A 22,004-nucleotide genomic window follows, 5' to 3' on the forward strand; every position below is an offset into this window, starting at 1 on the left:
CCTCTTTATGCGTGTGCCTCCCAAAAGGAAGCCGCGCGCTAGACCGGTCGGCCCCCATCAGGGCTGGCAGTACTTCCCTCATCCACAGGGAATCCCTCTCTAAATTCCGATTCAGTAGTGTGGTATTTCCCGAAATGAAAGTGTTGAAAAGCCAGGATGTCCTGGCGTTGGGCTTTATGACCTTTGCCCTGTTCGTGGGCGCCGGCAACATCATCTTCCCGCCTATCGTTGGTTTGCAGTCCGGTCCTCACGTCTGGATGGCAGCGCTGGGCTTTTTGATCACCGCAGTGGGTTTGCCGGTGGTTACCGTGATCGCCCTGGCCAAGGTCGGCGGCGGTATGGACGCCTTGAGCAGCCCGATCGGCAAGATCGCCGGTGGCCTGCTGGCGGCGGCAGCGTATCTGGCGGTAGGGCCGCTGTTCGCTACCCCGCGTACGGCGACCGTGTCTTTCGAAGTGGGCCTGGCGCCGCTGACCGGTGAAAGCCCGCTGGCGCTGTTCCTCTACAGTTCGGTGTATTTCCTGGTGGTGTTCTTCGTATCCCTGTACCCAGGGCGACTGCTGGACACCGTAGGTCGCTTTCTTGCGCCGCTGAAGATCATCGCCCTGGCCGTGCTGGGCATCGCCGCGTTCGCGCTGCCGGCCGGTGAGGTGGGCGTCGCGACCCCTGAATACGTCGCCGCACCGTTTTCCCAGGGCTTCATCAATGGTTACCTGACCATGGATACCCTGGGCGCGCTGGTGTTCGGCATCGTGATCGTCAATGCGATCCGTTCCCGTGGCGTCGACTCGCCGAAGCTGATCACCCGCTACGCGATCATCGCCGGCCTGATCGCCGGTGTGGGCCTGGCCCTGGTGTACATCAGTCTGTTCCGCCTGGGGGCGGGCAGCCATGCGGTGGCTGCTGGTGCCAGCAACGGTGCTGCGGTACTGCACGCCTACGTACAACACACCTTTGGTTCTTTGGGCAGCGGCTTCCTGGCCGTGCTGATCTCCCTGGCGTGCCTGGTCACCGCCGTAGGCCTGACCTGCGCCTGCGCCGAATACTTCAGCAAGATCCTGCCGCTGTCCTACAAGACCCTGGTAGTGATTCTGGCGCTGTTCTCGCTGTTCGTGTCCAACCTGGGCCTGACCAAGCTGATTGCCTTCTCGATCCCGGTACTGACGGCGATCTACCCACCGTGCATCGTGCTGGTGGCTCTGAGCTTCTGCAAAGACTTCTGGCAAGAGCAGGGTCGCATCGTTGGCCCGGTGATGCTGGTGTCGTTCATCTTTGGCAGCATCGATGCGCTCAAGGGTGCAGGCCTGGCAGATTGGATGCCTGCGCAGTTGCTGAACCTGCCGCTGAGCGAGCAGGGCTTGGCCTGGCTGGTGCCATCGGTGATGGTGCTGGTCGTGGCGGTGGTGATTGACCGTCTGCTGGGCAAGCGCAGCGAAGCGATCGCTTAAGCCGGTTTCACGCTGTATCGAAATGCCCCGTATCAATCGATACGGGGCATTTTTTATGCTGATGAGGCAACACCTTCTACAGTTGGAATGCTTTTAAATGTGGGAGGGGGCTTGCTCCCGATTACAGTGGGTCAGTCACAGCAGCCTTCAGCTGACACACCCTCATCGGGGGCAAGCCCCCTCCCACATTTTGATCGCGTTAACCTTCACTCACTATGTACAAGGACCTACATGTCGTTCGTCGAAGCCAACCAGATCCACCTGCTCGCCGCCTTCTGGTTCGCCCTGTGCTGGGGCGGTTACACCCGCTACGCCACCTGGAAAGCCCGCGACACCGCATGCCTGGCCAGTGTGCTGCACCTGTATCGCGAAGACTGGATGCGCCGCATGCTGCTGCGGGATAACCGCATCGCCGACGCCAGCGTGATCGGCAACCTGGAACGCAACGCCTCGTTCTTTGCCTCCAGCACCTTGATTATCCTTGCGGGCATTCTCACCGTGCTCGGCGCGTCGGAGCGGGCGGTGTCGTTGCTGGCAGATATTCCGATGGTGCAACAGGCGTCCCAGGGTATGTCGGAAATCAAACTGCTGTGCCTGGCGCTGGTGTTTGTCTATGCGTTCTTCACGTTTAGTTGGTGCATGCGCCAGTACAACTTTGCCGCGGTGCTGGTGGGGTCGGCGCCGATGATTGGCGAGCGCCATGTGTCGGAGCAGGAGCGCAATGCCTTCGCCCTGCGGGCGGCGCGGGTGATTTCCATGGCGGCCAACCAGTTCAACTTTGGCCTGCGTTCTTATTATTTCGGCATGACCATGCTGGCGTGGTTTGTCAGCCCATGGTTATTCATGTTGATGAGCAGTGGGGTAGTGCTGGTGCTGTATCGTCGCGAGTTTCATTCCGACGTACTGCAAGTGATGGTCTATACGCCCACCGATATGCCATTGCCCGAGCCTGTCAAAGAACCTGCTTAATCCATTCAGTGAATGAGTTATCAGACTAAAACAGCAGACAAAGTAAAGCCCGCTATCTAAGCGGGCTTTCTTTTTGCAGTACAGCTACTTCAAGCCGCGGTCTTAAGAACCGGTGGCAGGTGTTGCTGGTGCTGCTTCTTTTGCGGCGGCTTCGTTCGATTCAGCCTGAGCTTTGGCAGCATCGGCGTTTTCTTTCGCAGCGTCGTTCACCTTATCCTGAGCCTTCGCCATGTCTTTCTGAGCTTGCTCAGAATGTGCAGCGGCATCTTGGGCTTTGTCTTCGGATTTCTTGTCGCAGGCGGCCAGGCCGAGGGCAGCGGCGAGCATCATGGAAATAGCTAGAGTCTTACGCATGGGGTGTTTCTCCTTATTGAGGATATCTACTGGCCTTTCGAGCATGGCGGTTCGGCATTAGTTCCTTTTATTCTGTAGATATATAAACCCCTGACTTAAAGGAACTTTTTGCCGCGCCGTAGATTTTGCCGATCAACACTAATAAGAGTCTGGAACGAATGACCGAAAACCCTTTATTAGAGCGCGCGACGCGTTTTGTTTCGGCCTTGCGCCATTGTCAGGTACTGGGTATCAGCGCCCATGATGCGAGCGAGCAGGGCATTACTTTGCTTATGCCCTACGCCCCGCAACTTGTGGGTGACCCCCAGACCGGTGTGATCCACGGCGGCGCCTTGACCTCCCTGATGGACACCGCCTGCGGCATGGCCACCCTGTGCGTATTACCGCAGTTCGAGGTGTGCCCGACCCTCGACCTGCGCATCGACTACATGCACCCAGCTGAGCCGCATAAGCCGGTGTACGGTTTTGCCCAATGCTATCGGGTGACCACCGATGTGATCTTCACCCGTGGCTTTGCCTACCAGGATGACCCGCAACAGCCCATCGCCCATGTGGTGGGCACGTTCATGCGCATGGGCAAGCGCCTCAAGGGCACACAGGGGTTGGGGAGCACGATCGAAGGTGAGCCAGCATGACGCACCGATTCAAGACGCGCCTGGAACAGGCCCACGCCCGGGGTAATTATGATGCGCTGCTGGACCTGATCCCCTACGCCAAACTGATCGGCATCGAATGCACACGCCTGGGCGATGAGTTGCTGTTTCGCCTGCCAGCCAGTAAGGACAATATTGGTAACCCGATATTGCCGGCGCTCCATGGCGGCGTGATTGCCGGTTTTATGGAGCTGTCGGCGGCCCTGCATTTGTTGGTGTTCACGGGGGCGCCGGGCTTGCCGAAGATCATCGACTTCTCGCTGGATTACCTGCGCGCAGGCCAGTTCCGGGACACTTACGCCAAATGCCAGGTATGGCGCCAGGGGCGGCGGGTGGCAAACGTGGCCATAACCGCGTGGCAGAGCACTGCGGTCGAGCCGATTGCCACCGCCCGCGCCCATTTCAAAATCGAGGAACCTGGCTGCTCTTGAAATCCTGGTGATAGCCCCCAACTTTGATGACAACCCGCCGCCCACCTTTGCGGGGCGGCCACTGCCATCCAATTGGAGTTTGATGACCATGAGTGTGGAAACTCAAAAGGAAACCCTGGGCTTCCAGACCGAGGTGAAGCAACTGCTGCACCTCATGATCCATTCGCTGTATTCCAACAAGGAAATTTTCCTTCGCGAATTGATCTCGAACGCCTCTGACGCTGTCGACAAATTACGTTTCGAAGCCCTGTCCAAGCCTGAATTGCTGGAAGGTGGCGCCGAACTGAAAATCCGTGTGAGCTTCGACAAAGACGCCAAGACCGTCACTCTCGAAGACAACGGTATCGGCATGAGCCGTGAGGACGCGATCACCCATCTGGGGACCATCGCCAAATCCGGCACCGCAGATTTCATGAAGAACCTGTCGGGCGACCAGAAAAAAGATTCGCACCTGATCGGCCAGTTTGGCGTGGGCTTCTACTCGGCCTTCATCGTCGCCGACAAGGTTGAAGTGTTCAGCCGCCGCGCCGGCCAGCCGGCCAGTGAAGGTGTGCACTGGTCGTCCAAAGGCGAGGGCGAGTTTGAAATCGCCACTATCGACAAGGCTGACCGTGGCACCCGCATCGTGCTGCACCTCAAGGACGGTGAAGACGAGTTCGCCGATGGCTGGCGCCTGCGCAACATCATCAAAAAGTATTCCGACCACATCGCTTTGCCGATCGAACTGCCAAAAGAACAGGCAGCCGCTGAAGGCGAAGAGCAGCCAGCGCTGGAATGGGAAACCGTCAACCGCGCCAGTGCCCTGTGGACCCGTCCGCGTACCGAGATCAAGGACGAGGAATACCAGGAGTTCTACAAACACATCGGTCACGACTACGAGAACCCGCTGAGCTGGACCCACAACAAGGTCGAAGGCAAGCTGGAATACACCTCGTTGCTCTACGTGCCGGCGCGTGCGCCGTTCGACCTGTACCAGCGTGAAGCGCCAAAAGGCCTGAAGCTCTACGTGCAGCGCGTGTTCGTGATGGACCAGGCGGAATCCTTCCTGCCGTTGTACCTGCGCTTTATCAAAGGCGTGGTCGACTCCAATGACCTGTCGCTGAACGTATCGCGGGAAATCCTGCAGAAAGACCCGATCATCGACTCCATGAAGTCGGCGCTGACCAAGCGCGTACTCGACATGCTGGAAAAACTGGCGAAGAACGAGCCTGAGCAATACAAAGGCTTCTGGAAAAACTTCGGCCAGGTCATGAAAGAAGGCCCTGCCGAAGATTTTGCCAACAAGGAAAAAATCGCCGGCCTGCTGCGTTTTGCCTCCACCCAAGGCGAAGACGGCGAGCAAGTGGTGTCCTTGGCCGAGTACCTGGCGCGCGCCAAGGAAGGTCAGGACAAGATCTACTACCTGACCGGCGAAACCTACGCCCAGGTCAAGAACAGCCCGCACCTGGAAGTCTTTCGCAAGAAAGGCATCGAAGTGCTGCTGCTCACCGACCGTATCGACGAGTGGCTGATGAGCTACCTCAACGAATTCGACGGCAAGTCCTTCGTTGACGTGGCCCGTGGTGACCTGGACCTGGGTAACCTGGACTCCGAAGAAGAGAAGAAGGAAGCCGAAGAAGTCGCCAAAGCCAAAGAAGGCCTGGTTGAGCGGATCAAGGCTTCTCTGGGTGATGCGGTCAGCGAAGTGCGGGTTTCCCACCGCCTGACCGATTCTCCGGCGATCCTGGCCATTGGCGAGCAGGACCTGGGCATGCAGATGCGCCAGATCCTCGAAGCCAGCGGCCAGAAGGTGCCGGATTCCAAGCCGATCTTCGAATTCAACCCGGCTCACCCGCTGATCGAGAAACTCGATGGCGAGCAGAGCGAAGAGCGGTTTGGCGACCTGTCGCACATCCTCTTCGACCAGGCGGCCCTGGCCGCTGGCGACAGCCTCAAAGACCCGGCCGCTTACGTGCGCCGCCTGAACAAGCTGTTGGTTGAACTGTCGGTCTGACACCGTTGTTGAAAAGCCCGCTTCGGCGGGCTTTTTCATTCTGCCCCCTGTAGGAGCGAGCTTGCTCGCGAAAAACGTCCAGACAACGCGTTGATCCAGAGCGCCCGCGTTGTTGTTGACGACCTTCGCGAGCAAGCTCGCTCCTACAGATGGGATGATGTGCACCTCCACCGGAGAAAAAAGATGAGCCAAGTCACTGTGCGTTCCGTGGTCTATCAGATTGATGGCCAGTCCTATGAAAGCCGCCTGGCGTTCGATGCCAGCCACCAGGGCCCGTTGCCGGGCCTGCTGATGGCGCCGAACTGGATGGGGGTGAGTGCAGGTGCCGAAGAGATTGCCAAGAGCGTGGCCGGCAAAGGCTACGTTGTGCTGGTTGCCGACCTGTACGGACAGACCGTGCGCCCGACCAATGGCGATGAAGCCGGTGCGGCGATGATGCCGTTGAAGAACGACAACCCGGAACTGCTCAAGCGTATGCAGGCGGCCTTTGAGCAACTGCAGGGCCAGGCCGAAGTGGATACCGCCAAGCTTGCGACCTTTGGCTTCTGCTTTGGCGGCTTCTGCTCGCTGGAGCTGGCACGTACAGGTGCGCCGTTGAAGGCCGCCGTTTCATTCCACGGCACCATCGATACCCAGAACCCGGCAGGCGCGAAACACGTCAAGGGTTCAGTGTTGGTTCTGCACGGTGCATCCGACCCGTTGGTGCCGAGAGAGCAGTTACCTGCGTTTGAAGAAGAGATGAACGCCGCTGGTGTGGATTGGCAGTTGCACAGCTTTGGCGGTGCGGTGCATTCCTTCACCGACCCGCACGCCAATGTGCCGGGCAAGATGATGTACGACGCCAAGACCGCTAGGCGGGCGTTCAAGGCGATGCATGATTTGTTGGATGAAGTGTTCGGGGGCTAAAGCTTTAGCGTCTGTTATGGCCTCTTCGCGAGCAAGCCCGCTCCCACATTCGACCGTATTTCTTCAGAATAAACGCGGTTGAATGTGGGAGCGGGCTTGCTCGCGAATGCTATCTCACAGGCAACTCAATCCTGTCTGTTTCACCCGGCACCGTCGGCCAATCCCCCGCCGCCCAGCGCTGCCGCGCTTGTTCGATCACCGCCGGATCGCTCGCCACAAAATTCCAATTGATCCTTCGCGGCCCATCCAGCGGCGCTCCGCCAAACACCACCAGATGGCAATCGGTCTCGGCAAACAGCGCCAGCTCCTGGCCTGCCGGCAACACCACCAGACTGTGGGCTTCCAGCGGCTCACCATCCAACTGCGCTTCACCGTCCAGCACATACACCGCCCGTTCCTCATGCTCATCGGGGATCAGCAACGTAGTGGCCGTTTGCATGTGCACTTCGGCATACAACGTAGGTGAGAGCACCGGCACGGGAGACTTGAGGCAGAAACCATCACCGGCAATCAGGCGGATCTGCACGCCCAGGTTGTCACTGACGGGTAGGCTGGCCGCCGGGTGATGGCTGTAGTGGCCTGGGCCGGTTTCGTGGTCCTGGGGCGAGGCCAGCCACACTTGCAGCCCGTGCAGGCTGAAGCCGCTGGCCTTGAGCGCCTCGGGGGTGCGTTCGACGTGGGCAATCGCGCTGCCGGCGGTCATCCAGCTGACGTCACCGGCCTGAACCACTTGGTCCGAACCGAGGCTGTCCTTGTGTTGCAGGGCGCCTTCGAACAGGTAGGTGAGGGTGGAGAGCCCAATGTGTGGGTGCTGGCGGATATTCATGCCGCTGCCCGGCGCGTAGCGTGTGAGCAGCATGTGGTCGAAAAACACAAACGGCCCGACGGCGCGGCATTCCCGCGAGGGCAGCGGCCGCAGGATCGGTTGGCCTTCGACGTCTTCGGCGCGAGGGCGGATCACGGTGAGGGTGGTCATGGTGCGTCCCTGTCTGAGCGGGTTGGATGCTGCTGAGCATAACCCGCTCGACGGGACGTTGGTGCTATTGGCTGAAAGCACCTTCCGACAGTTTTGTCTCAATGGTCACCTCGGCCGTGGTCATCAGCTTATGCACTGGGCAGCGATCGGCCACGCGGTGCAGCTCATCGCGCTGTTCGTCGGTGAGTACACCCTTGAGGGTGAGCTTGACGTTGAGCTTGTATTTGCCTTTTTGCTCCTCGGTGCTGTCGTGAGTAACCTCCACGGTGACGCCGGTGAGGGGGATGTCTTTCTTCTGCGCGTACAGTTTGACGGTCAACGCCTTGCACGAGGCCAGGGCAGCGTCGAAATAGTCATGGGGGGAGGGCGCCGAGTCATCACCACCCAGGCTCTTGGGCAGGTCGGTGAACAGTTCGTGGTTGTTGATGTTCACGCTGTGGCGAAAGTTGTCGTGGTTCAGGGTGTTGACGGTAACAGGCATGGCAAACCTCACGAGGTGGCAGGATGAAGGTCATGCAGTTATAGAGCATGCTGGCACTTAGGTGTTCCGTGTTTTTTGTTGGATGAACCCCGGCGCAGCACCCAAGGTCTACCCGTATCAGCCCTTTTCGAGGTTTTATCGTGCCCTGGACTCGCTTGAGCCTTGCCCTGTTATTTGCTGTCAGCAGCCTTCCCACGCAGGCTCGCGACTATGCCTACAGCGATGCGCACCTGCATTACGTGGATTTTTTCCAGGAAACCGCAGGCATGGACGCATTGCTCAAGGCCATGGCTGACAATCACATCGAGCATGTGATGATTTCCGGTATCCCGGTCGCGAAGAAGTGGCACGAAGACGAACCCAAGCGTCCACGCTATTACGCTGGCGATGACGCCGATGCCTATTGGTACAGCGCCACCGATGTAATCGTCGCAGCTGCCGTGAACAAACTGGCGCCCGAACAGCGGCGCCAGTTGCATCCGTTTTTGTCGGGGTTCAATCCCAATGACAAGAATTCCGCTGCGCATATCCGGCGCATGCTCGACCTCAACCCCGGCCTTTGGCAGGGCATTGGCGAGGTCTTCACCCGTCATGATGACCTCACTGCCCTGACTGCCGGTGACACGCCTCGTGCCAATAACGAGGCGATGACGCGCATTTACCACCTGGCAGCCGAAAACGATTTGCCGGTGATGCTGCATTCCAATATCACCTCCAAGCGCGAGCGCAACCCGCTGTACCTGGCGGAAGTGGAAGAGCCGCTGCGCAATCATCCGCACACTCGGTTTATTTGGGCCCATGGCGGTACCAGCAAGGAGATCCATCGGCACCAGGTGCAGATGGACTTTTTACTGCCCACTTTGAGTCGCCTGTTGGAAGCCTATCCGAATCTGTACATCGACCTGTCCTGGAGCATGCTCACGCCGTATTTGCTCGATGATGCAGGCAAGCCCCGCGCGGAGTGGGTAAAGCTGGTAGAGCGCTTCCCGGAGCGCTTTATGTTGGGGTCGGACGTGGTAGGGCGCTTCAACAAGCTGGGTAAGGAAATGCGCCGCTTTGATCCCTTTCTCGACGCTTTGCCCGAAACAGTCGCGCACAAAGTCGCCCGTGACAATTTCCTGAGCATCCTGCCTAAAACCGCTCGCGATGAGGTTGCGCGTTGATATCGCGTTTTCGTCTTACGTAAAAAAGCTCAGGCGCCGATACCTTTCAAGAGCCAGCTGCAATCGGATGCAGCGCATTTGGAAGGAACCAGGGCATGAGTATCAGAAGTTTGAATATCGCCCCACGGGCAGGATTGGGGTTCGGCGTACTGGGGTTGATGGTGTTTGCCCTGGGTGCCTTTGCCCTGTTGCAGATGGCCAATATGCGCCAGCAGTCGGAGCAAGTGGAGAGCAATTGGCTGCCCAGCGTGATGGCGGTGGGGGAGATGAGCCAGGACCTGTTGCGAATTCGTGCGTTGACGCTGCGGCTATTGATCAACCGCGACCCCCAATCCTTGACTCAGAATGAACAGAAACTCACCGACCTGAAAAATGGCCTGCATCAGGCCCAGGCCCTGTATGAAGCGCTGATCGTGTTACCGCAGGAGCGCGCGTTATTTGATCGCTTCAAGGCCCAGGAGCAGCAGTACCTGCAACGCCAGGAGCAGGTCATGGGGTTTTCCAAGGCCAATCAGTTGGACGAGGCAATCAGGGTCGTCAACGGCGAAATGAATCAACTGGCCGATGACATGGCCAAGACCCTGCATGAGCTGGTGAGCCTCAACAAGGCCAATGCCAATCAGGCGGCCAGCCAGTCACAAAGCGTATTCAGCCAGTCGCGCAGTTGGGTCATCGGCATGATCGCGCTTGCGGCGCTGGTCACCATCGGCTTGGCGGTATGGCTGACCCGCAGCATCGTGCTGCCGCTGGCACAGTCGCTCAAAGTCGCCCAGGGCGTTGCCGGGGGTGACCTCACTGCGCAGATCAGTGTCAGTGGCAAGGATGAGCCGGCACGCTTGCAGCAGGCCCTCAAGGAGATGCAGGAGACCCTGCGCGATACGATTCGCCAGATTGCCGAGTCATCGAACCAGCTGGCTTCCGCTTCCGAAGAACTCAGTTGCGTCACCGAGGATGCAACTCGCGGTTTGAACCAGCAAAACCAGGAAATCGAACAAGCCGCCACGGCGGTCAACCAGATGACGATGGCGGTGGAGGAAGTGGCGAGCAACGCGGTGGCCACGTCCCAGGCGTCCCGTGAGTCCGACCGCATCGCCCAGCAAGGGCGTGAGCAGGTGCAGCAAACGGTGGTGTCGATTGAAGCGCTGGCCACCGATGTGACTGACAACGTGACGCAGGTCGAAGACTTGGCGCAGAAGGTCTATGGCATCAGCAAGGTGTTGGATGTGATCCGTTCGATTGCCGAGCAGACCAACCTGCTGGCGCTCAATGCGGCGATTGAAGCGGCGCGGGCCGGGGATGCCGGCAGAGGGTTTGCCGTGGTCGCCGACGAGGTGCGGGCCTTGGCCCATCGTACCCAGCAGTCCACCCGCGAGATTGAGCAGATGATCAGTGGGATTCAGCAGGGCACTGATCAGGCGGTCAGTTCGATGCAGCAGAGCAACACGCGTGCTCGGTCCACGCTGGATATCGCAAAATCGGCAGGGATCGCGTTGGAGGCGATTGCGTCGGCGTTCACCCTGATCAATGAGCGCAACCTGGTGATCGCCAGCGCGTCGGAGCAGCAGGCGGCGGTAGCGCGGGAGGTGGATCGCAATTTGATGAATATTCGCGATTTGGCGCATCAGACATCAGCAGGGGCCAATCAGACGAGCGCGGCGAGCCAGGAGTTGTCGCGGTTGGCGGTGGGGCTTAATAGCATGGTGGCGCGGTTCTCCGTGTAGGGCTCAGAACCTGGTTGGCCCCTTCGCGAGCAAGCCCGCTCCCACATTTGACCGCATTCCACAGGATGTACTCGGTCAAGTGTGGGAGCGGGCTTGTTCGCGAAGCAGGCGGCTCGGTCTCAAATCCAGTCGCCCATAAAAAAGCCCCGAACCAGTCGGGGCTTTTTCATGCAATCAAGCTACAGGTCTTACTGACCCTGCCAGCGTTTCAGCACCAGGGTGGCGTTAGTGCCACCGAAGCCGAAGCTGTTGCTCATCACGGTGTCGATCTTGGCGTTTTCAACGGTCTTGAGCTGGATCGGCATGTCAGCGACAGCTGGGTCCAGCTCATCGATGTTGGCCGAACCGGCAATGAAGTTGCCTTCCATCATCAGCAAGCAGTAGATCGCTTCGTGAACGCCGGCGGCGCCCAGGGAGTGACCCGACAGGCTCTTGGTGGAGCTGATGGCCGGTGCCTTGTCGCCGAATACCGCACGTACACCTTCCATTTCCTTGGCATCGCCGACCGGGGTCGAGGTGCCGTGGGTGTTCAGGTAGTCGATTGGGGTATCCACGGTGGACATTGCCATCTGCATGCAGCGGATGGCGCCTTCACCGCTTGGCGCAACCATGTCGTAGCCGTCGGACGTCGCGCCGTAGCCAACGATTTCCGCGTAGATCTTGGCGCCACGGGCCAGGGCGTGTTCCAGCTCCTCGACCACCACCATGCCGCCACCGCCGGCGATGACGAAACCGTCACGCTTGGCGTCGTAGGCGCGGGAGGCCTTCTCCGGAGTTTCGTTGTACTGGGTGGACAGTGCGCCCATGGCGTCGAACAGGAACGACTGGCTCCAATGTTCTTCTTCACCGCCGCCGGCGAACACGATGTCCTGTTTGCCCAGCTGGATCTGCTCGACTGCGGTACCGATGCAGTGAGCACTGGTGGCGCAAGCCGAAGAGATCGAGTAGTTCACGCCCTTGATGGCAAATGGCGTGGCCAGGCAGGCCGAAACGGTGCTGCCCATGGTCCGCGTTACACGGTACGGGCCAACGCGCTTCACGCCTTTTTCGCGCAGGATGTCCAGCGCTTCCATCTGGTTCAGGGTGGATGCGCCGCCCGAGCCTGCGATCAGGCCGGTGCGTACGTTGGAAACCTGGTCTTCGCTCAGGCCGGAGTCGGCGATGGCGTCTTTCATGGCCAGGTAGGCGTAGGCGGCAGCGTGGCCGACGAAGCGGTAGATCTTGCGATCAATCAGCTCTTCGAGGGGCAGGTCGATGGAGCCGGAAACCTGGCTACGCAGACCCATTTCGGCATATTCCGGGTTGAAGCGGATGCCAGGGCGACTTGCACGCAGGTTAGCGGTGACGGTCTCTTTGTCATTGCCCAGGCAAGAAACGATGCCCAGACCAGTGATAACGACGCGGCGCATGCGGATAACCCTTAAAAGTTGTCAGTGGAAGTGAATACGCCGACCCGAAGGCCTTCGGCAGTATAGATCTCGCGACCGTCGACGCTCACCGAACCATCGGCGATGGCCAGGTTCAGCTTGCCCTTGAGGACGCGCTTGATCTGAATGTTATAGGTGACTTTCTTGGCGGTCGGCAGGACCTGGCCAAAGAACTTCACTTCGCCCGAACCCAGGGCGCGACCGCGACCCGGCAAGCCTTGCCAGCCGAGGAAGAAACCGACCAGCTGCCACATGGCATCAAGGCCCAGGCAACCTGGCATCACAGGGTCGCCTTCGAAATGGCAGGCAAAGAACCAGAGGTCCGGGGTGATATCCAGCTCGGCGACCAATTCACCTTTGCCGTACTTGCCACCCTCTTCGCTGATATGGGTGATGCGATCCACCATCAGCATGTTCGGGGCGGGCAGTTGCGCGTTACCTGGGCCGAACAGCTCACCGCGACTGCAGCGCAGCAGGTCTTCCCGAGTAAAGGCGTTTTGTTTGGTCATGCGAGCTCCTCAATAATCCCATGCGGCAGGGTAGGGCAAATCTTCCCGAACCGAATGAAGCGTTCATGCCTCATGTCGGCAGCCTACACATAGACTATTGCGTTGTAGTGAAAGTCACAGCGGTAAGGTACTGAATGTACACTTGTTCACTGAAATTTTAAACCGGGCCTGTTTATCGGCCCGTTCGGGTGCCTAAGACTGCCGCACTTTCGTCTTTCACGCCAGTCGGAGTTGGCTGATGGCCCGGCGCTATTGCACCCAGCGTTGCAGGATCTGCTGCAAATCGGTGCGTTTGAACGGCTTGGCCAGGTAATCGTTCATGCCCGCAGCCAGGCAGGCTTCGCGGTCGCCCTGCAAGGCATTGGCAGTGAGGGCGATGATCGGCAGGTCGGCGCAGCCCGGCAACTGACGAATCTGCCGGGTGGCTTCGTAGCCGTCGATCAACGGCAGTCGGCAATCCATCAGGATCGCTGTGAAAATCAGGCTCTCGGCACTGCGGATCGCTTCGGCGCCATCGGTGGCCAGGCTCACTTCAAAGCCCAGGCTGCGCAACATCGCTTCGACCACGGTGCGGTTGACCGGGTTGTCTTCCACCAGCAGCACATGGCGCCCATCGCCCACTCCGTTTTTGCCTTCGGCATCCAGGCTGATCGCCGGCACGCTGTGTTGGTCGATGGCCAACGGGATCTCCAGTGTAAACACCGAGCCACGGCCTTCTTCGCTTTGGGCGCGCAGCGTGCCGCCCATGCGTTCGGCCAGGGTGCGGGCAATTGGCAGGCCCAGGCCAGTGCCGCCGTAACGTCTTGAAATGGAACTGTCGGCCTGCTGGAACGCGTCGAACATCAACTCCAGGCGTTCGGCGGAAATGCCGATGCCGCTGTCGCGCACGGTGCAGGTGAACCACACCAGTTCGTGGTCCAGGGCCTGCCAGTGGGGCTCGACGGTGACGGTGCCGTGCTCGGTGAATTTGAGTGCGTTGCCGATCAGGTTCACCAGAATCTGCCGGATGCGCGTCGGGTCCCCCTGGACGCGCAGCGTCTCCAGGCCCGGCACAAGCGCCAGTTTGAGCGCCAACCCGCGTTGCTGGGCGCTGTGCTGGAAGGCCTGGGCGCAACTGTTGATCAGGTCGGCCAGGTTGAAGGGAATGTGCTCCAGTTCCAGCGCTGCGCGTTCGATGCGCGAGAAGTCGAGGATGTCGTTGATCACCTTGAGCAAGTGCTCGGTGGACTCGGAGGCCAGCGCCGCGTACTCGGTTTGCTCCTCGGTCATCTGCGTGGTTTCCAGCAATTGCAGCATGCCCAGCACACCGTTCATGGGCGTGCGCAATTCATGGCTCATCATGGCCAGGAAGTCGGACTTGGCGTTATTGGCCCGTTCGGCTTCTTCGCGGGTCTGGATCAACTGGGCCATGGCTTGCTGCTGTTCACGACTGGCCTGGTTGAGGCCTTCGGCGAGGTTGTTGATATGCCGCGACAGGTCGCCCAGCTCCGAGTCATCCACAATGGGCAGTGGCGTCTTGTAGTCGCCTTGCTGGATGGCCTTCACCGCATTGCCCATGGCACTGATCGGCTGCGACAGGCTGGCCGACAGGCGCCGGGCCAGCAGGAAGGTGAACAGCAAGGCAAAGAGCGCGAGGATCCCGGCCTTGAATAGGATCTCTTGCTGGCGCTGGCTGAACGCATCGTTGGACATGCCGACGATCACCCGGCCCAGGTAGTCGGCACGGGGCGCCTTGGGTTCGTTGAGGTTGTCCTGGAAAAAGTCGTTGCCCAACTGGATATGTTGCAGGCGGATCGGCGCCTGGAACACTTTCACCGACAGCGCACGGTCGTGCTTCTCCGAGGGCTGTTCGACGTACACCAAGATGTTCTCGCTGCTGTCCTGTATCTCCAGGAAGCGCACATGCGGGGTGGCCAGGGTGGCCCGCAGCAGGCTTTCGAGTACATCGTTGTTGCCGGAAATCACCCCGTATTCGGTGGCGGGCGCCAGCTGGTTGGCGATCAGTTGGCCGGTGTGGTCCAGCTCCTGACGCAAATCCTGGATACGCACGAACGTGAAGAAGCTGATCAACAGCAGCGTCAGCAAAAGGGCCGGACCCAAGGTGATGAGCTGGGTACGGGTGTTGATATCCCAACGTCGACGCAAGGTCATGGGCGTTTTTCTCCTTCGGCCAATCGGGCGGCGACGCTGGCTTCGTCCACCTGTTCGATCCCCAGTGAGCGCGCGACTTGCGGGTTGCCCACGACTTTGAAGTGATCCGGGTACAGCGAGCGTGGCCAGGTGGCTGGCGGGTGGTCGAGCAAACGATCAAGCACCGCCAGCCAGTCGGCCTGGTCGCTGTAGGTACTGGCCAGGCTACCGGCCCGCACGAATCCCGCGTTTGGACCGACCAAAGGCAACTGCTGCGCGTAGCTGCTCAGCAACAGGTTTTTCGCGGTTTTCGGGTTGTAAAGCTGTGGGTCGTCCAGACCCAGCAACACGTCACTGACGCGAAAAAGGGCTTGCAGCGGTCGGCTGTCATTAATGCTGTCCCAGCGCTGGGGCACTATTTGCAGGCCCATGTGGCCGGCGAATTGGTGCAGTTCAGGTAACAGGAATTCACTCTGGGCACCGTAGAGCACGCCGATCCGTTGTGCCTGGGGCAGGATATTGGCGATCAGGCGCAGTTGGCGATCCAACGGCGGATCGCTCCACAACAGGCTGATGCGGGGGTGCGGCAGGTTGCCCAGGCGCTGTTGGGCCTGGAGCCGACTGATGCGCAGCACCAGGGTGGGAGGGCCTTGAGTGTCTTGCAGGCGCCAGTCGAGGCTGGGCAGGTCCAGCAGAATCAGGCGCGTGGTGCCTGGCAGGCGGCTGGGGGGCGGCAACTCCTTGAGGGCGGTGAAGGTAATGCGGTCTTCAGGGCGTTGTTCGGCCAAGGCCCGGCTGAAGGCCTGCACGCCGGCGCTGTCTTCGGCGGCGGTCAGCAGGATTTCGGCGCTCCAGGCCGGGGTCGCCAGCCACAGGCAGGCCAGCAGCCCGACGCGGCGCCAGAGGGTGTAGATAAAGAGGAAGGTCATCCGTGACGAGTCGCCCATGTCAGAACTCTAGCTCTGCGCTGAAGTAGAGGACGTGGCGATGGTCGTAATTGTTATCGGCCCAGGTGGTGGGCTGGTTGTCGAGGCGTTGTTGCAACATGCCGGCCAGCTCCACGTTGGCTTTGCCCAGGGCAAGGCGCTTGGCCACCCGCAGGTCGACCCGTTCGAAGCGATATTGGTTGAGGGCGTCGTCGCCATAGTAGAACAACGCGCTGGACCAGCCTTGCCCCCATTCACGCAGCCAGCCGGCCGAGCCACTGTTGCGTGCGGTTTGGACTTTGTCCCGTGGGTTGCTGGTGCTGGCGTCGACGTAAGCATAGGTGAGCCGCAAACGGTCGGCATTGCTCATGCGCCAGTCGAACTGGGATTCGGCACCGGTAAACCGTGAACGGTTGGCATTGCTGGCAATGTACTGGTTATTGCGCAGGGGCGAACTGATCATGTCGGTGATCTCGTCATAGAACAGTTTCACGTCCATGTTCAGCCCGATGTCGGCAAAGAAGCCGTTATAGCCCAGTTCCCGCGATTTCATCATCTCTTTGTCGAGATTGCCCGGGCCCCGGGTCTTCACGAAGTACTGTCCCGAGGTCTGACCGTAGGCCGGCGAGCTGAGATTGGTGACGCGGTAGCTCCAGTTGACATTGTTCTCGAACATGTCCGGCGAGCGGATCGCTTCGGAATACACCGCGCGCAGGCCGTGGCGCGGGTTGATCAAATAGTTGACCGCGACCCGTGGCGTCAGCGAGCTGCCACTTAAGCGGGTGTCTTCGAACATGGCGCCACCTTGCAGCAGCCAATGCTCGCTGGCGCGCCATTCCAGTTGGCCGAACAGGCGCCAGGTGTTGTCGTCCAGGGTGCCGTTGAAATAGGTGTCGGAGTCGGCGCGGTCGTAGCGGTAGTTCAGGCCGCTGACCAGGCGCACGCTGTCGGACAGGCTGAGGGTGTCCTGGACCTCCACGTCGTAGCGACTTTCGCGGGTGCTCTGGTCGATGTCGCCACACACGCTCTGGTTGGCGCCGTTGCGCCATTGGTCCAGCACCTGGTTGGCCAGGGCTTGCTCGGCGGCACTGCCGGGTGGCGCGGTGCCTTGGCTGTAGGTGTCCATGTGCCGGGCCAGCAGTTCGGCGTAGTTGGGGTTGAGTTGCCACAACTGGGTCAATTCCGGGCTGAACGAGACCTTGGCATCGCACGCCTTCCAGATTTGCCGGCGGTCCCACTGTTGGGCCGAGCCCTGGATATAAAGGCTGTGATCGGGGTTGAAGTCGAAGTTCCAACGCAAGGAGGCGGCATAGTCCTTGGCAGTGACGTCGGAATTATTACCGCCTTCTGTAATCCCGGCAAAAACTGGCGTGTAGGTGTACGGACGTTGGTTGGTGCCTTCCTTCGCATCCAGTTGCCAGTCGATGCTTTGCTGCGCGTTCAGCGTCTGGCTCACCGCCAGGCTGAAGCGGTTGAGGCGCCGGCTGTCACGGCGGTCGGCACCGGCGGCGTCGCTGTCGAAGCCATCGTCCTGCTGGCCGGAGAGTGACAGGCGCAGGTCGCCCGTTTCCCAGCCCACGCCCTGGCTGGCGTAGAAGTCGTTGATGCCACGTTCGCCGCGCACCACCTTGACCCGTGTGCCCTGGCTGTTGGCGGGCGAGCGGGTGAGGATGTTGACCACCGCCATCAGGGCATTGGCACCGTAGCTGACGGTGTTGGGGCCGCGAAACACCTCGATGCGCTCGATGTCTTCCATGGCCACCGGAATATCGCTCCAGTCCACCGTGGCCAGGCCTGCGCGGTAGACCGAGCGGCCGTCGATCAGCACCTGCATGCGTCGTGCATCGCTGGCGCTGGTGCCGTGGTAGTTCACGGCGGCCTGGTTGCCGGTGGTGTAGCCGACCATCATTCCTGGCACCAGGCGCAGCAGTTCGCTGATGTCCCGCGCGCCACTGGCCTTGATCAGCTCGCTGTCGATCACGGTCATGCTGCCGGGTACGGCGGCCGCCGATTGCTTGAGGCGCGTGGCGGTCAATACCTGGGGCAGCGGCTGGTTGTCGAGGAACAGATCATCGGCCAGCGCCGGCGCGCTGCACATCAACATCAACCACAGGGATGAACGGGGAGGAGGGCCCAAATACACGGCACGGCCTTGATAATTGCGGATAGCCGCCCATGTTAACCGAGGTAAGTTGTTTTGCCAGTCGTGGGACTTGCATTTACTTCACACAGGCGTGGCATTTTCCGACAGGCGTGGGAATTCACACGGGGGCTGGCCGCAAGCGGGTCGCTCCGTATAATGCCGGCATCGCCACTGGTATGGATTAACGGATTGCATATGACTGAACAGCGCCCTATTGCGGTCCTGGGAGGCGGAAGTTTTGGTACCGCCGTGGCTAACCTGCTGGCCGAGAATGGTCATTCTGTGCGCCAGTGGATGCGTGACCCCGAGCAGGCCGAAGCGATTCGCGTGCACCGGGAAAACCCGCGTTATCTCAAAGGCATCAAGATCCACCCGGCCGTTGAGCCGGTGACGGATTTGCTCGCCACCCTCAACGCGTGCGACCTGAGTTTTGTGGCGCTGCCTTCCAGTGCATTGCGTTCGGTGCTGGCGCCCCATGCCGATCTGCTGGCCGGCAAGCTGCTGGTCAGCCTGACCAAGGGCATCGAGGCGCAAACCTTCAAGCTGATGAGTGAAATCCTCCAGGAAATTGCCCCGCAAGCGCGTATTGGCGTGCTGTCCGGGCCGAACCTGGCGCGTGAAGTAGCCGAACACGCCTTGACTGCCACCGTGGTGGCCAGTGAAGACGAGGCACTCTGCGAGCGCGTCCAGGCCGTGCTGCATGGCCGTACCTTCCGCGTCTACGCCAGCAGCGATCGCTTTGGCGTCGAGTTGGGCGGTGCGTTGAAAAACGTCTACGCGATCATCGCCGGCATGGCCGTGGCGCTGGGCATGGGCGAAAACACCAAGAGCATGCTGATTACCCGCGCCTTGGCCGAAATGACCCGCTTTGCGGTGAACCAAGGCGCCAACCCGATGACCTTCCTCGGCCTTGCGGGCGTGGGCGACCTGATCGTCACCTGCTCATCGCCCAAAAGCCGCAATTACCAGGTCGGTTTTGCCTTGGGCCAGGGCCTGAGCCTGGAAGACGCGGTGACGCGCCTGGGCGAGGTGGCCGAAGGCGTCAACACCCTCAAGGTACTCAAGGCCAAGGCCCAGGAAACCGGTGTGTATATGCCGCTGGTCGCCGGGCTGCATGCGATCCTGTTTGAAGGGCGCACCTTGAACCAGGTCATCGAGCTGCTGATGCGGGCCGAGCCAAAAACCGATGTCGACTTTATTTCCACCAGCGGTTTCAACTGAGGAACGCGCCATGAATGATCCAAAAGCAGCGCCCAAGTACGAGTCCATTGTGTTGCGCATCCTGTGGATGCTGGTGTTTGCCCTGGTGTGGCAGGTGGCGCAGTTTCTGCTCGGCGCCTTGGTGATCGTGCAATTGATCTACCGCCTGGTCTACAGCGCACCCAACCTGGGCTTGATGAATTTTGGCGACAGCCTCAGCCAGTTCCTGGCGCAGATCGGCCGTTTTGGTAGCTTCCACACCGAGCAAAAGCCTTGGCCGTTCGCCGACTGGCCGACCCCGCGCGCGCCCGAGGGCGAAGCCGCCCATAGCGTGCCACCGGCGCCGCACCCGGCGCGTGATGAAGAGCCCAAGCTGTGAAACTGTGGATCCTGCGCCATGGCGAGGCCGAGGGGCATGCCCGCACGGATGCCGAGCGCAACCTCACCGAACACGGGCGTGCAGAAGTCTTGCGCAGTGCTGCGCACCTGATCGGCCTGCCCATCAGCGCGATCATCGCCAGCCCCTATGTGCGGGCGCAGCAGACGGCGCACCTGGTGCGGGAGGCTTTGGGCTTTGAACCGCCAATCCGCACCGTGCCCTGGCTGACCCCCGAGGGTAACCCGCAGCAGGTGCTGGAGAAGCTCGACACCGATGACAACGTGCTGTTGGTCAGCCATCAGCCACTGGTGGGCAGCCTGATCTGCTTTTTGCAGCACGGCCACTTGCGCCAGCCGCAACCGATGTACACCGCCAGCCTGGCGGAACTGGAAGGGGATTTCCCGCTGGCGGGGCTGATGAGCCTGGTCAGCGTAAAAAACCCGTAGGCTATCTCGCGGCTTTGTGTGTGCTATATAGTCAACCAAGCAAGTGCTTGGTTGGCTATCATCGGACCACAAAGGAGCGCGTCCCATGCCCGTCGCTTTTCGTTTGCCGTTGCAGGTCTTCTTCGAACGTGAAGCGCGACATGCGCGCAAAACCTTTCTGGTCCAGCCCATGGGCGGCGGTGAGGTGCACACCCTTACATGGAGCGAGGTGGGCCATCAGGCGCGTTGCGCCGCACACTGGCTGCGCGCACGGGGGTTGCCCCAAGGCTCGCACATTGCGCTGATTTCCAAGAATTGCGCCCACTGGATCATCGCCGACCTGGCGATCTGGATGGCCGGGCATGTCTCGGTGCCGCTGTACCCCAACCTCACGGCTGACTCCGTTGGCCATGTGCTCAGCCATTCCGAGGCGGCGCTGGTGTTTGTCGGCAAGCTCGATGACTGGCCGGCCATGGCACCTGGCGTGCCGGTGGGGGTGCCGACCATCAGCCTGCCGCTATGCCCGGTGGGCACATTCGATTTCACCTGGACCGACCTGCAAGCCCGTTCACCCATCCAGGACGACCCCGCACCCGCCGCCTCGGACCTCGCCACCATCATCTATACCTCCGGCACCACCGGCCTGCCCAAGGGCGTGATGCACAGCTTCGGCGCCCTGGGGTTTGCGGCCACCCGTGGCGCCGAACTGTTTGGCCTGGGGGAAGATGATCGGCTGCTGTCGTACCTGCCGCTGTGCCATGTGGCGGAGCGGATGTTTGTGGAAATGGCCTCGATCTACACCGGGCAGACGGTATTTTTCGCCGAGAGCCTGGATACGTTTCTCACCGATTTGCGTAGGGCGCGGCCGACCGCACTGTTTGGTGTGCCGCGTATCTGGACCAAATTCCAGCTGGGGGTCTACGCCAAGGTCCCGCAGAAGCGCCTGGACACCCTGTTGCGCCTGCCCTTTATCGGCAAGCGAGTGGGCCACAAGGTGCTGGCCGGGCTGGGCCTGGACGCACTGCGCATTGCCCTGTCCGGCGCGGCTCCGGTGCCCGAAGCCTTGCTGCGTTGGTATCAACGCCTGGGCCTGGATGTGCTGGAGGTGTATGGCATGACCGAGAGTTGCGGCTACTCCCATGTGTGTCGCCCTGGGCAGCAGACCATTGGTTGGATCGGCTTGCCGTGCCCCGGCGTTGAGGTGCGTATCGACCCCGCAGGAGAAGTGCAGGTACGCAGCGGCGCAACCATGCTTGGCTACTTCAAGGACCCAGGGAAAACCGCCGAGACGATCACGGCCGATGGCTTCCTGCGTACTGGCGACAAGGGCGAACAGGACGCCGACGGCCGCCTGCGCCTGACCGGACGGCTCAAGGAAATCTTCAAGACCAGCAAAGGCAAATACGTGGCCCCGGCACCGATTGAAAATCGCCTGGCCGAGCACGCACGTATCGAACAGGTGTGCGTGGTGGGCGATGGTCTACCCGCGCCGATTGCTTTGTGCGTGTTATCGGCGGCGGGCGAGGATTCTGGGTTGCGCAGCAGCCTTGAGCGCTGGCTGGAGCAGGTCAATCAAGCGCTGGACAAGCATGAGAGGCTGCACCAGCTGGTGGTGGTGAAGGACTCTTGGGCGGTGGAAAACGGCTTTCTGACGCCCACCCTGAAGATCAAGCGCAACGTGATCGAAGCGACTTACGGTGCATATTTCCAGACTTGGAGCGAGCGTTGCGAAACCGTTCTGTGGCAGGATTAGGGTCATCATAAAACCAA

At 60.5% G+C, this 22,004-nt stretch carries 20 protein-coding genes and 1 pseudogene; 13 read left to right on the forward strand and 8 right to left on the reverse strand.

Translation table 11 applies throughout. The features are described 5' to 3' along the window. Window positions 1–134 precede the first annotated feature (134 nt). Together brnQ and DYL59_RS03375 are read left to right on the forward strand one after the other, a co-directional pair. The gene (gene brnQ / locus DYL59_RS03370; protein ID WP_135287896.1) at window positions 135–1,448 is read left to right on the forward strand and encodes a branched-chain amino acid transport system II carrier protein; all 1,314 of its coding nucleotides are present in this window, start codon (window positions 135–137) and stop codon (window positions 1,446–1,448) included. A gap of 231 nt (window positions 1,449–1,679) precedes the next feature. Beyond that, complete coding sequence (locus DYL59_RS03375) at window positions 1,680–2,417, forward strand: DUF599 domain-containing protein (RefSeq protein ID WP_135287897.1); 738 nt, start codon at window positions 1,680–1,682, stop codon at window positions 2,415–2,417. A 102-nt stretch (window positions 2,418–2,519) separates the two neighbouring features. On the opposite strand, the gene DYL59_RS03380 is transcribed toward DYL59_RS03375, so the two are convergent. Continuing rightward, window positions 2,520–2,771: a hypothetical protein gene (locus DYL59_RS03380; RefSeq protein WP_010211724.1), complete on the reverse strand. Its 252-nt coding sequence runs from the start codon at window positions 2,769–2,771 to the stop codon at window positions 2,520–2,522. Window positions 2,772–2,929: 158 nt separating this feature from the next. Between DYL59_RS03380 and DYL59_RS03385 the strand changes: the two genes are divergently transcribed. The 4 genes from DYL59_RS03385 (at window position 2,930) to DYL59_RS03400 (ending at window position 6,754) form a co-directional block, all read left to right on the forward strand. After that, window positions 2,930–3,406 (forward strand): PaaI family thioesterase, encoded by a 477-nt coding sequence (locus DYL59_RS03385; protein ID WP_135287898.1) that lies wholly within the window; start codon window positions 2,930–2,932, stop codon window positions 3,404–3,406. Then, window positions 3,403–3,855 carry a PaaI family thioesterase gene (locus DYL59_RS03390; RefSeq protein WP_135287899.1) on the forward strand — a complete coding sequence of 151 codons (453 nt, stop codon included), beginning with the start codon at window positions 3,403–3,405 and terminating at the stop codon, window positions 3,853–3,855. The genes DYL59_RS03385 and DYL59_RS03390 overlap by 4 nt, the downstream gene beginning before the upstream one ends. A gap of 88 nt (window positions 3,856–3,943) precedes the next feature. Next, entirely contained in the window at window positions 3,944–5,848 is a 1,905-nt protein-coding gene (gene htpG / locus DYL59_RS03395) for a molecular chaperone HtpG (protein ID WP_135287900.1), read from the forward strand. Between the two features lie 183 nt (window positions 5,849–6,031). Continuing rightward, window positions 6,032–6,754 carry a dienelactone hydrolase family protein gene (locus tag DYL59_RS03400; RefSeq protein ID WP_135287901.1) on the forward strand — a complete coding sequence of 241 codons (723 nt, stop codon included), beginning with the start codon at window positions 6,032–6,034 and terminating at the stop codon, window positions 6,752–6,754. Window positions 6,755–6,863: 109 nt separating this feature from the next. Here DYL59_RS03400 and DYL59_RS03405 read toward each other — a convergent pair whose 3' ends face one another. Together DYL59_RS03405 and DYL59_RS03410 are read right to left on the reverse strand one after the other, a co-directional pair. Continuing rightward, a complete protein-coding gene (locus DYL59_RS03405) occupies window positions 6,864–7,730 on the reverse strand; it encodes a pirin family protein (protein WP_135287902.1) in 867 nt (288 codons plus the stop codon). 64 nt (window positions 7,731–7,794) lie between these two features. Continuing rightward, window positions 7,795–8,211, reverse strand: a complete 417-nt coding sequence (locus tag DYL59_RS03410; protein WP_016974677.1) for an OsmC family protein — start codon at window positions 8,209–8,211, stop codon at window positions 7,795–7,797. A 140-nt stretch (window positions 8,212–8,351) separates the two neighbouring features. On the opposite strand from DYL59_RS03410, the gene DYL59_RS03415 reads away from it, so the two are divergent. The 3 genes and pseudogenes from DYL59_RS03415 to DYL59_RS31975 all read left to right on the forward strand — a co-directional run bounded on the left by DYL59_RS03415 (window position 8,352) and on the right by DYL59_RS31975 (window position 11,095). Then, on the forward strand, window positions 8,352–9,374 hold the full coding sequence (locus DYL59_RS03415; RefSeq protein ID WP_135287903.1) for an amidohydrolase family protein: 1,023 nt from the start codon (window positions 8,352–8,354) through the stop codon (window positions 9,372–9,374). A 95-nt stretch (window positions 9,375–9,469) separates the two neighbouring features. After that, window positions 9,470–10,240, forward strand: a pseudogene (locus tag DYL59_RS31970) (MCP four helix bundle domain-containing protein); the annotation flags it as partial. Continuing rightward, window positions 10,232–11,095, forward strand: coding sequence for a methyl-accepting chemotaxis protein (locus DYL59_RS31975; protein ID WP_420359261.1), 864 nt, complete (start codon window positions 10,232–10,234; stop codon window positions 11,093–11,095). The pseudogene DYL59_RS31970 and the gene DYL59_RS31975, both read left to right, overlap by 9 nt. A 188-nt stretch (window positions 11,096–11,283) precedes the next feature. On the opposite strand, the gene fabB is transcribed toward DYL59_RS31975, so the two are convergent. From fabB to DYL59_RS03445, 5 genes are all read right to left on the reverse strand, one after another. Next, complete coding sequence (gene fabB / locus DYL59_RS03425) at window positions 11,284–12,504, reverse strand: beta-ketoacyl-ACP synthase I (protein ID WP_135287905.1); 1,221 nt, start codon at window positions 12,502–12,504, stop codon at window positions 11,284–11,286. An 11-nt stretch (window positions 12,505–12,515) separates the two neighbouring features. Then, on the reverse strand, window positions 12,516–13,031 hold the full coding sequence (gene fabA, locus DYL59_RS03430) for a 3-hydroxyacyl-[acyl-carrier-protein] dehydratase FabA (RefSeq protein ID WP_010211704.1): 516 nt from the start codon (window positions 13,029–13,031) through the stop codon (window positions 12,516–12,518). Between the two features lie 249 nt (window positions 13,032–13,280). Beyond that, window positions 13,281–15,182 carry an ATP-binding protein gene (locus tag DYL59_RS03435; protein ID WP_135287906.1) on the reverse strand — a complete coding sequence of 634 codons (1,902 nt, stop codon included), beginning with the start codon at window positions 15,180–15,182 and terminating at the stop codon, window positions 13,281–13,283. Further along, window positions 15,179–16,108: an ABC transporter substrate-binding protein gene (locus DYL59_RS03440; protein WP_135287907.1), complete on the reverse strand. Its 930-nt coding sequence runs from the start codon at window positions 16,106–16,108 to the stop codon at window positions 15,179–15,181. Before DYL59_RS03440 ends, DYL59_RS03435 begins: the two co-directional genes overlap by 4 nt. Before the next feature lies 1 nt (window position 16,109). Continuing rightward, entirely contained in the window at window positions 16,110–18,230 is a 2,121-nt protein-coding gene (locus tag DYL59_RS03445) for a TonB-dependent receptor plug domain-containing protein (RefSeq protein WP_337678411.1), read from the reverse strand. A gap of 195 nt (window positions 18,231–18,425) precedes the next feature. On the opposite strand from DYL59_RS03445, the gene DYL59_RS03450 reads away from it, so the two are divergent. From DYL59_RS03450 to DYL59_RS03465, 4 genes are all read left to right on the forward strand, one after another. Further along, entirely contained in the window at window positions 18,426–19,451 is a 1,026-nt protein-coding gene (locus DYL59_RS03450; protein ID WP_135287908.1) for an NAD(P)H-dependent glycerol-3-phosphate dehydrogenase, read from the forward strand. Between the two features lie 10 nt (window positions 19,452–19,461). After that, window positions 19,462–19,809 carry a DUF4389 domain-containing protein gene (locus DYL59_RS03455; protein ID WP_135287909.1) on the forward strand — a complete coding sequence of 116 codons (348 nt, stop codon included), beginning with the start codon at window positions 19,462–19,464 and terminating at the stop codon, window positions 19,807–19,809. Then, a complete protein-coding gene (gene sixA / locus DYL59_RS03460) occupies window positions 19,806–20,255 on the forward strand; it encodes a phosphohistidine phosphatase SixA (RefSeq protein ID WP_135287910.1) in 450 nt (149 codons plus the stop codon). Before DYL59_RS03455 ends, sixA begins: the two co-directional genes overlap by 4 nt. Window positions 20,256–20,340: 85 nt before the next feature. Further along, entirely contained in the window at window positions 20,341–21,987 is a 1,647-nt protein-coding gene (locus DYL59_RS03465; protein WP_135287911.1) for an AMP-binding protein, read from the forward strand. The last annotated feature ends 17 nt before the right edge of the window (window positions 21,988–22,004 follow it).

It is taken from the genome of Pseudomonas kairouanensis, from assembly GCF_004682055.1.
In the GTDB taxonomy this organism is placed as follows: domain Bacteria; phylum Pseudomonadota; class Gammaproteobacteria; order Pseudomonadales; family Pseudomonadaceae; genus Aquipseudomonas; species Aquipseudomonas kairouanensis.

Coding starts and splice junctions, on each gene's coding strand:
- brnQ (WP_135287896.1), top strand. CDS start 135: ATGAAAGTGTTGAAAAGCCAGGATGTCCTGGCGTTGGGCTTTATGACC.
- DYL59_RS03375 (WP_135287897.1), top strand. CDS start 1,680: ATGTCGTTCGTCGAAGCCAACCAGATCCACCTGCTCGCCGCCTTCTGG.
- DYL59_RS03380 (WP_010211724.1), bottom strand. CDS start 2,771: ATGCGTAAGACTCTAGCTATTTCCATGATGCTCGCCGCTGCCCTCGGC.
- DYL59_RS03385 (WP_135287898.1), top strand. CDS start 2,930: ATGACCGAAAACCCTTTATTAGAGCGCGCGACGCGTTTTGTTTCGGCC.
- DYL59_RS03390 (WP_135287899.1), top strand. CDS start 3,403: ATGACGCACCGATTCAAGACGCGCCTGGAACAGGCCCACGCCCGGGGT.
- htpG (WP_135287900.1), top strand. CDS start 3,944: ATGAGTGTGGAAACTCAAAAGGAAACCCTGGGCTTCCAGACCGAGGTG.
- DYL59_RS03400 (WP_135287901.1), top strand. CDS start 6,032: ATGAGCCAAGTCACTGTGCGTTCCGTGGTCTATCAGATTGATGGCCAG.
- DYL59_RS03405 (WP_135287902.1), bottom strand. CDS start 7,730: ATGACCACCCTCACCGTGATCCGCCCTCGCGCCGAAGACGTCGAAGGC.
- DYL59_RS03410 (WP_016974677.1), bottom strand. CDS start 8,211: ATGCCTGTTACCGTCAACACCCTGAACCACGACAACTTTCGCCACAGC.
- DYL59_RS31975 (WP_420359261.1), top strand. CDS start 10,232: ATGCAGGAGACCCTGCGCGATACGATTCGCCAGATTGCCGAGTCATCG.
- fabB (WP_135287905.1), bottom strand. CDS start 12,504: ATGCGCCGCGTCGTTATCACTGGTCTGGGCATCGTTTCTTGCCTGGGC.
- fabA (WP_010211704.1), bottom strand. CDS start 13,031: ATGACCAAACAAAACGCCTTTACTCGGGAAGACCTGCTGCGCTGCAGT.
- DYL59_RS03435 (WP_135287906.1), bottom strand. CDS start 15,182: ATGACCTTGCGTCGACGTTGGGATATCAACACCCGTACCCAGCTCATC.
- DYL59_RS03440 (WP_135287907.1), bottom strand. CDS start 16,108: ATGGGCGACTCGTCACGGATGACCTTCCTCTTTATCTACACCCTCTGG.
- DYL59_RS03450 (WP_135287908.1), top strand. CDS start 18,426: ATGACTGAACAGCGCCCTATTGCGGTCCTGGGAGGCGGAAGTTTTGGT.
- DYL59_RS03455 (WP_135287909.1), top strand. CDS start 19,462: ATGAATGATCCAAAAGCAGCGCCCAAGTACGAGTCCATTGTGTTGCGC.
- DYL59_RS03465 (WP_135287911.1), top strand. CDS start 20,341: ATGCCCGTCGCTTTTCGTTTGCCGTTGCAGGTCTTCTTCGAACGTGAA.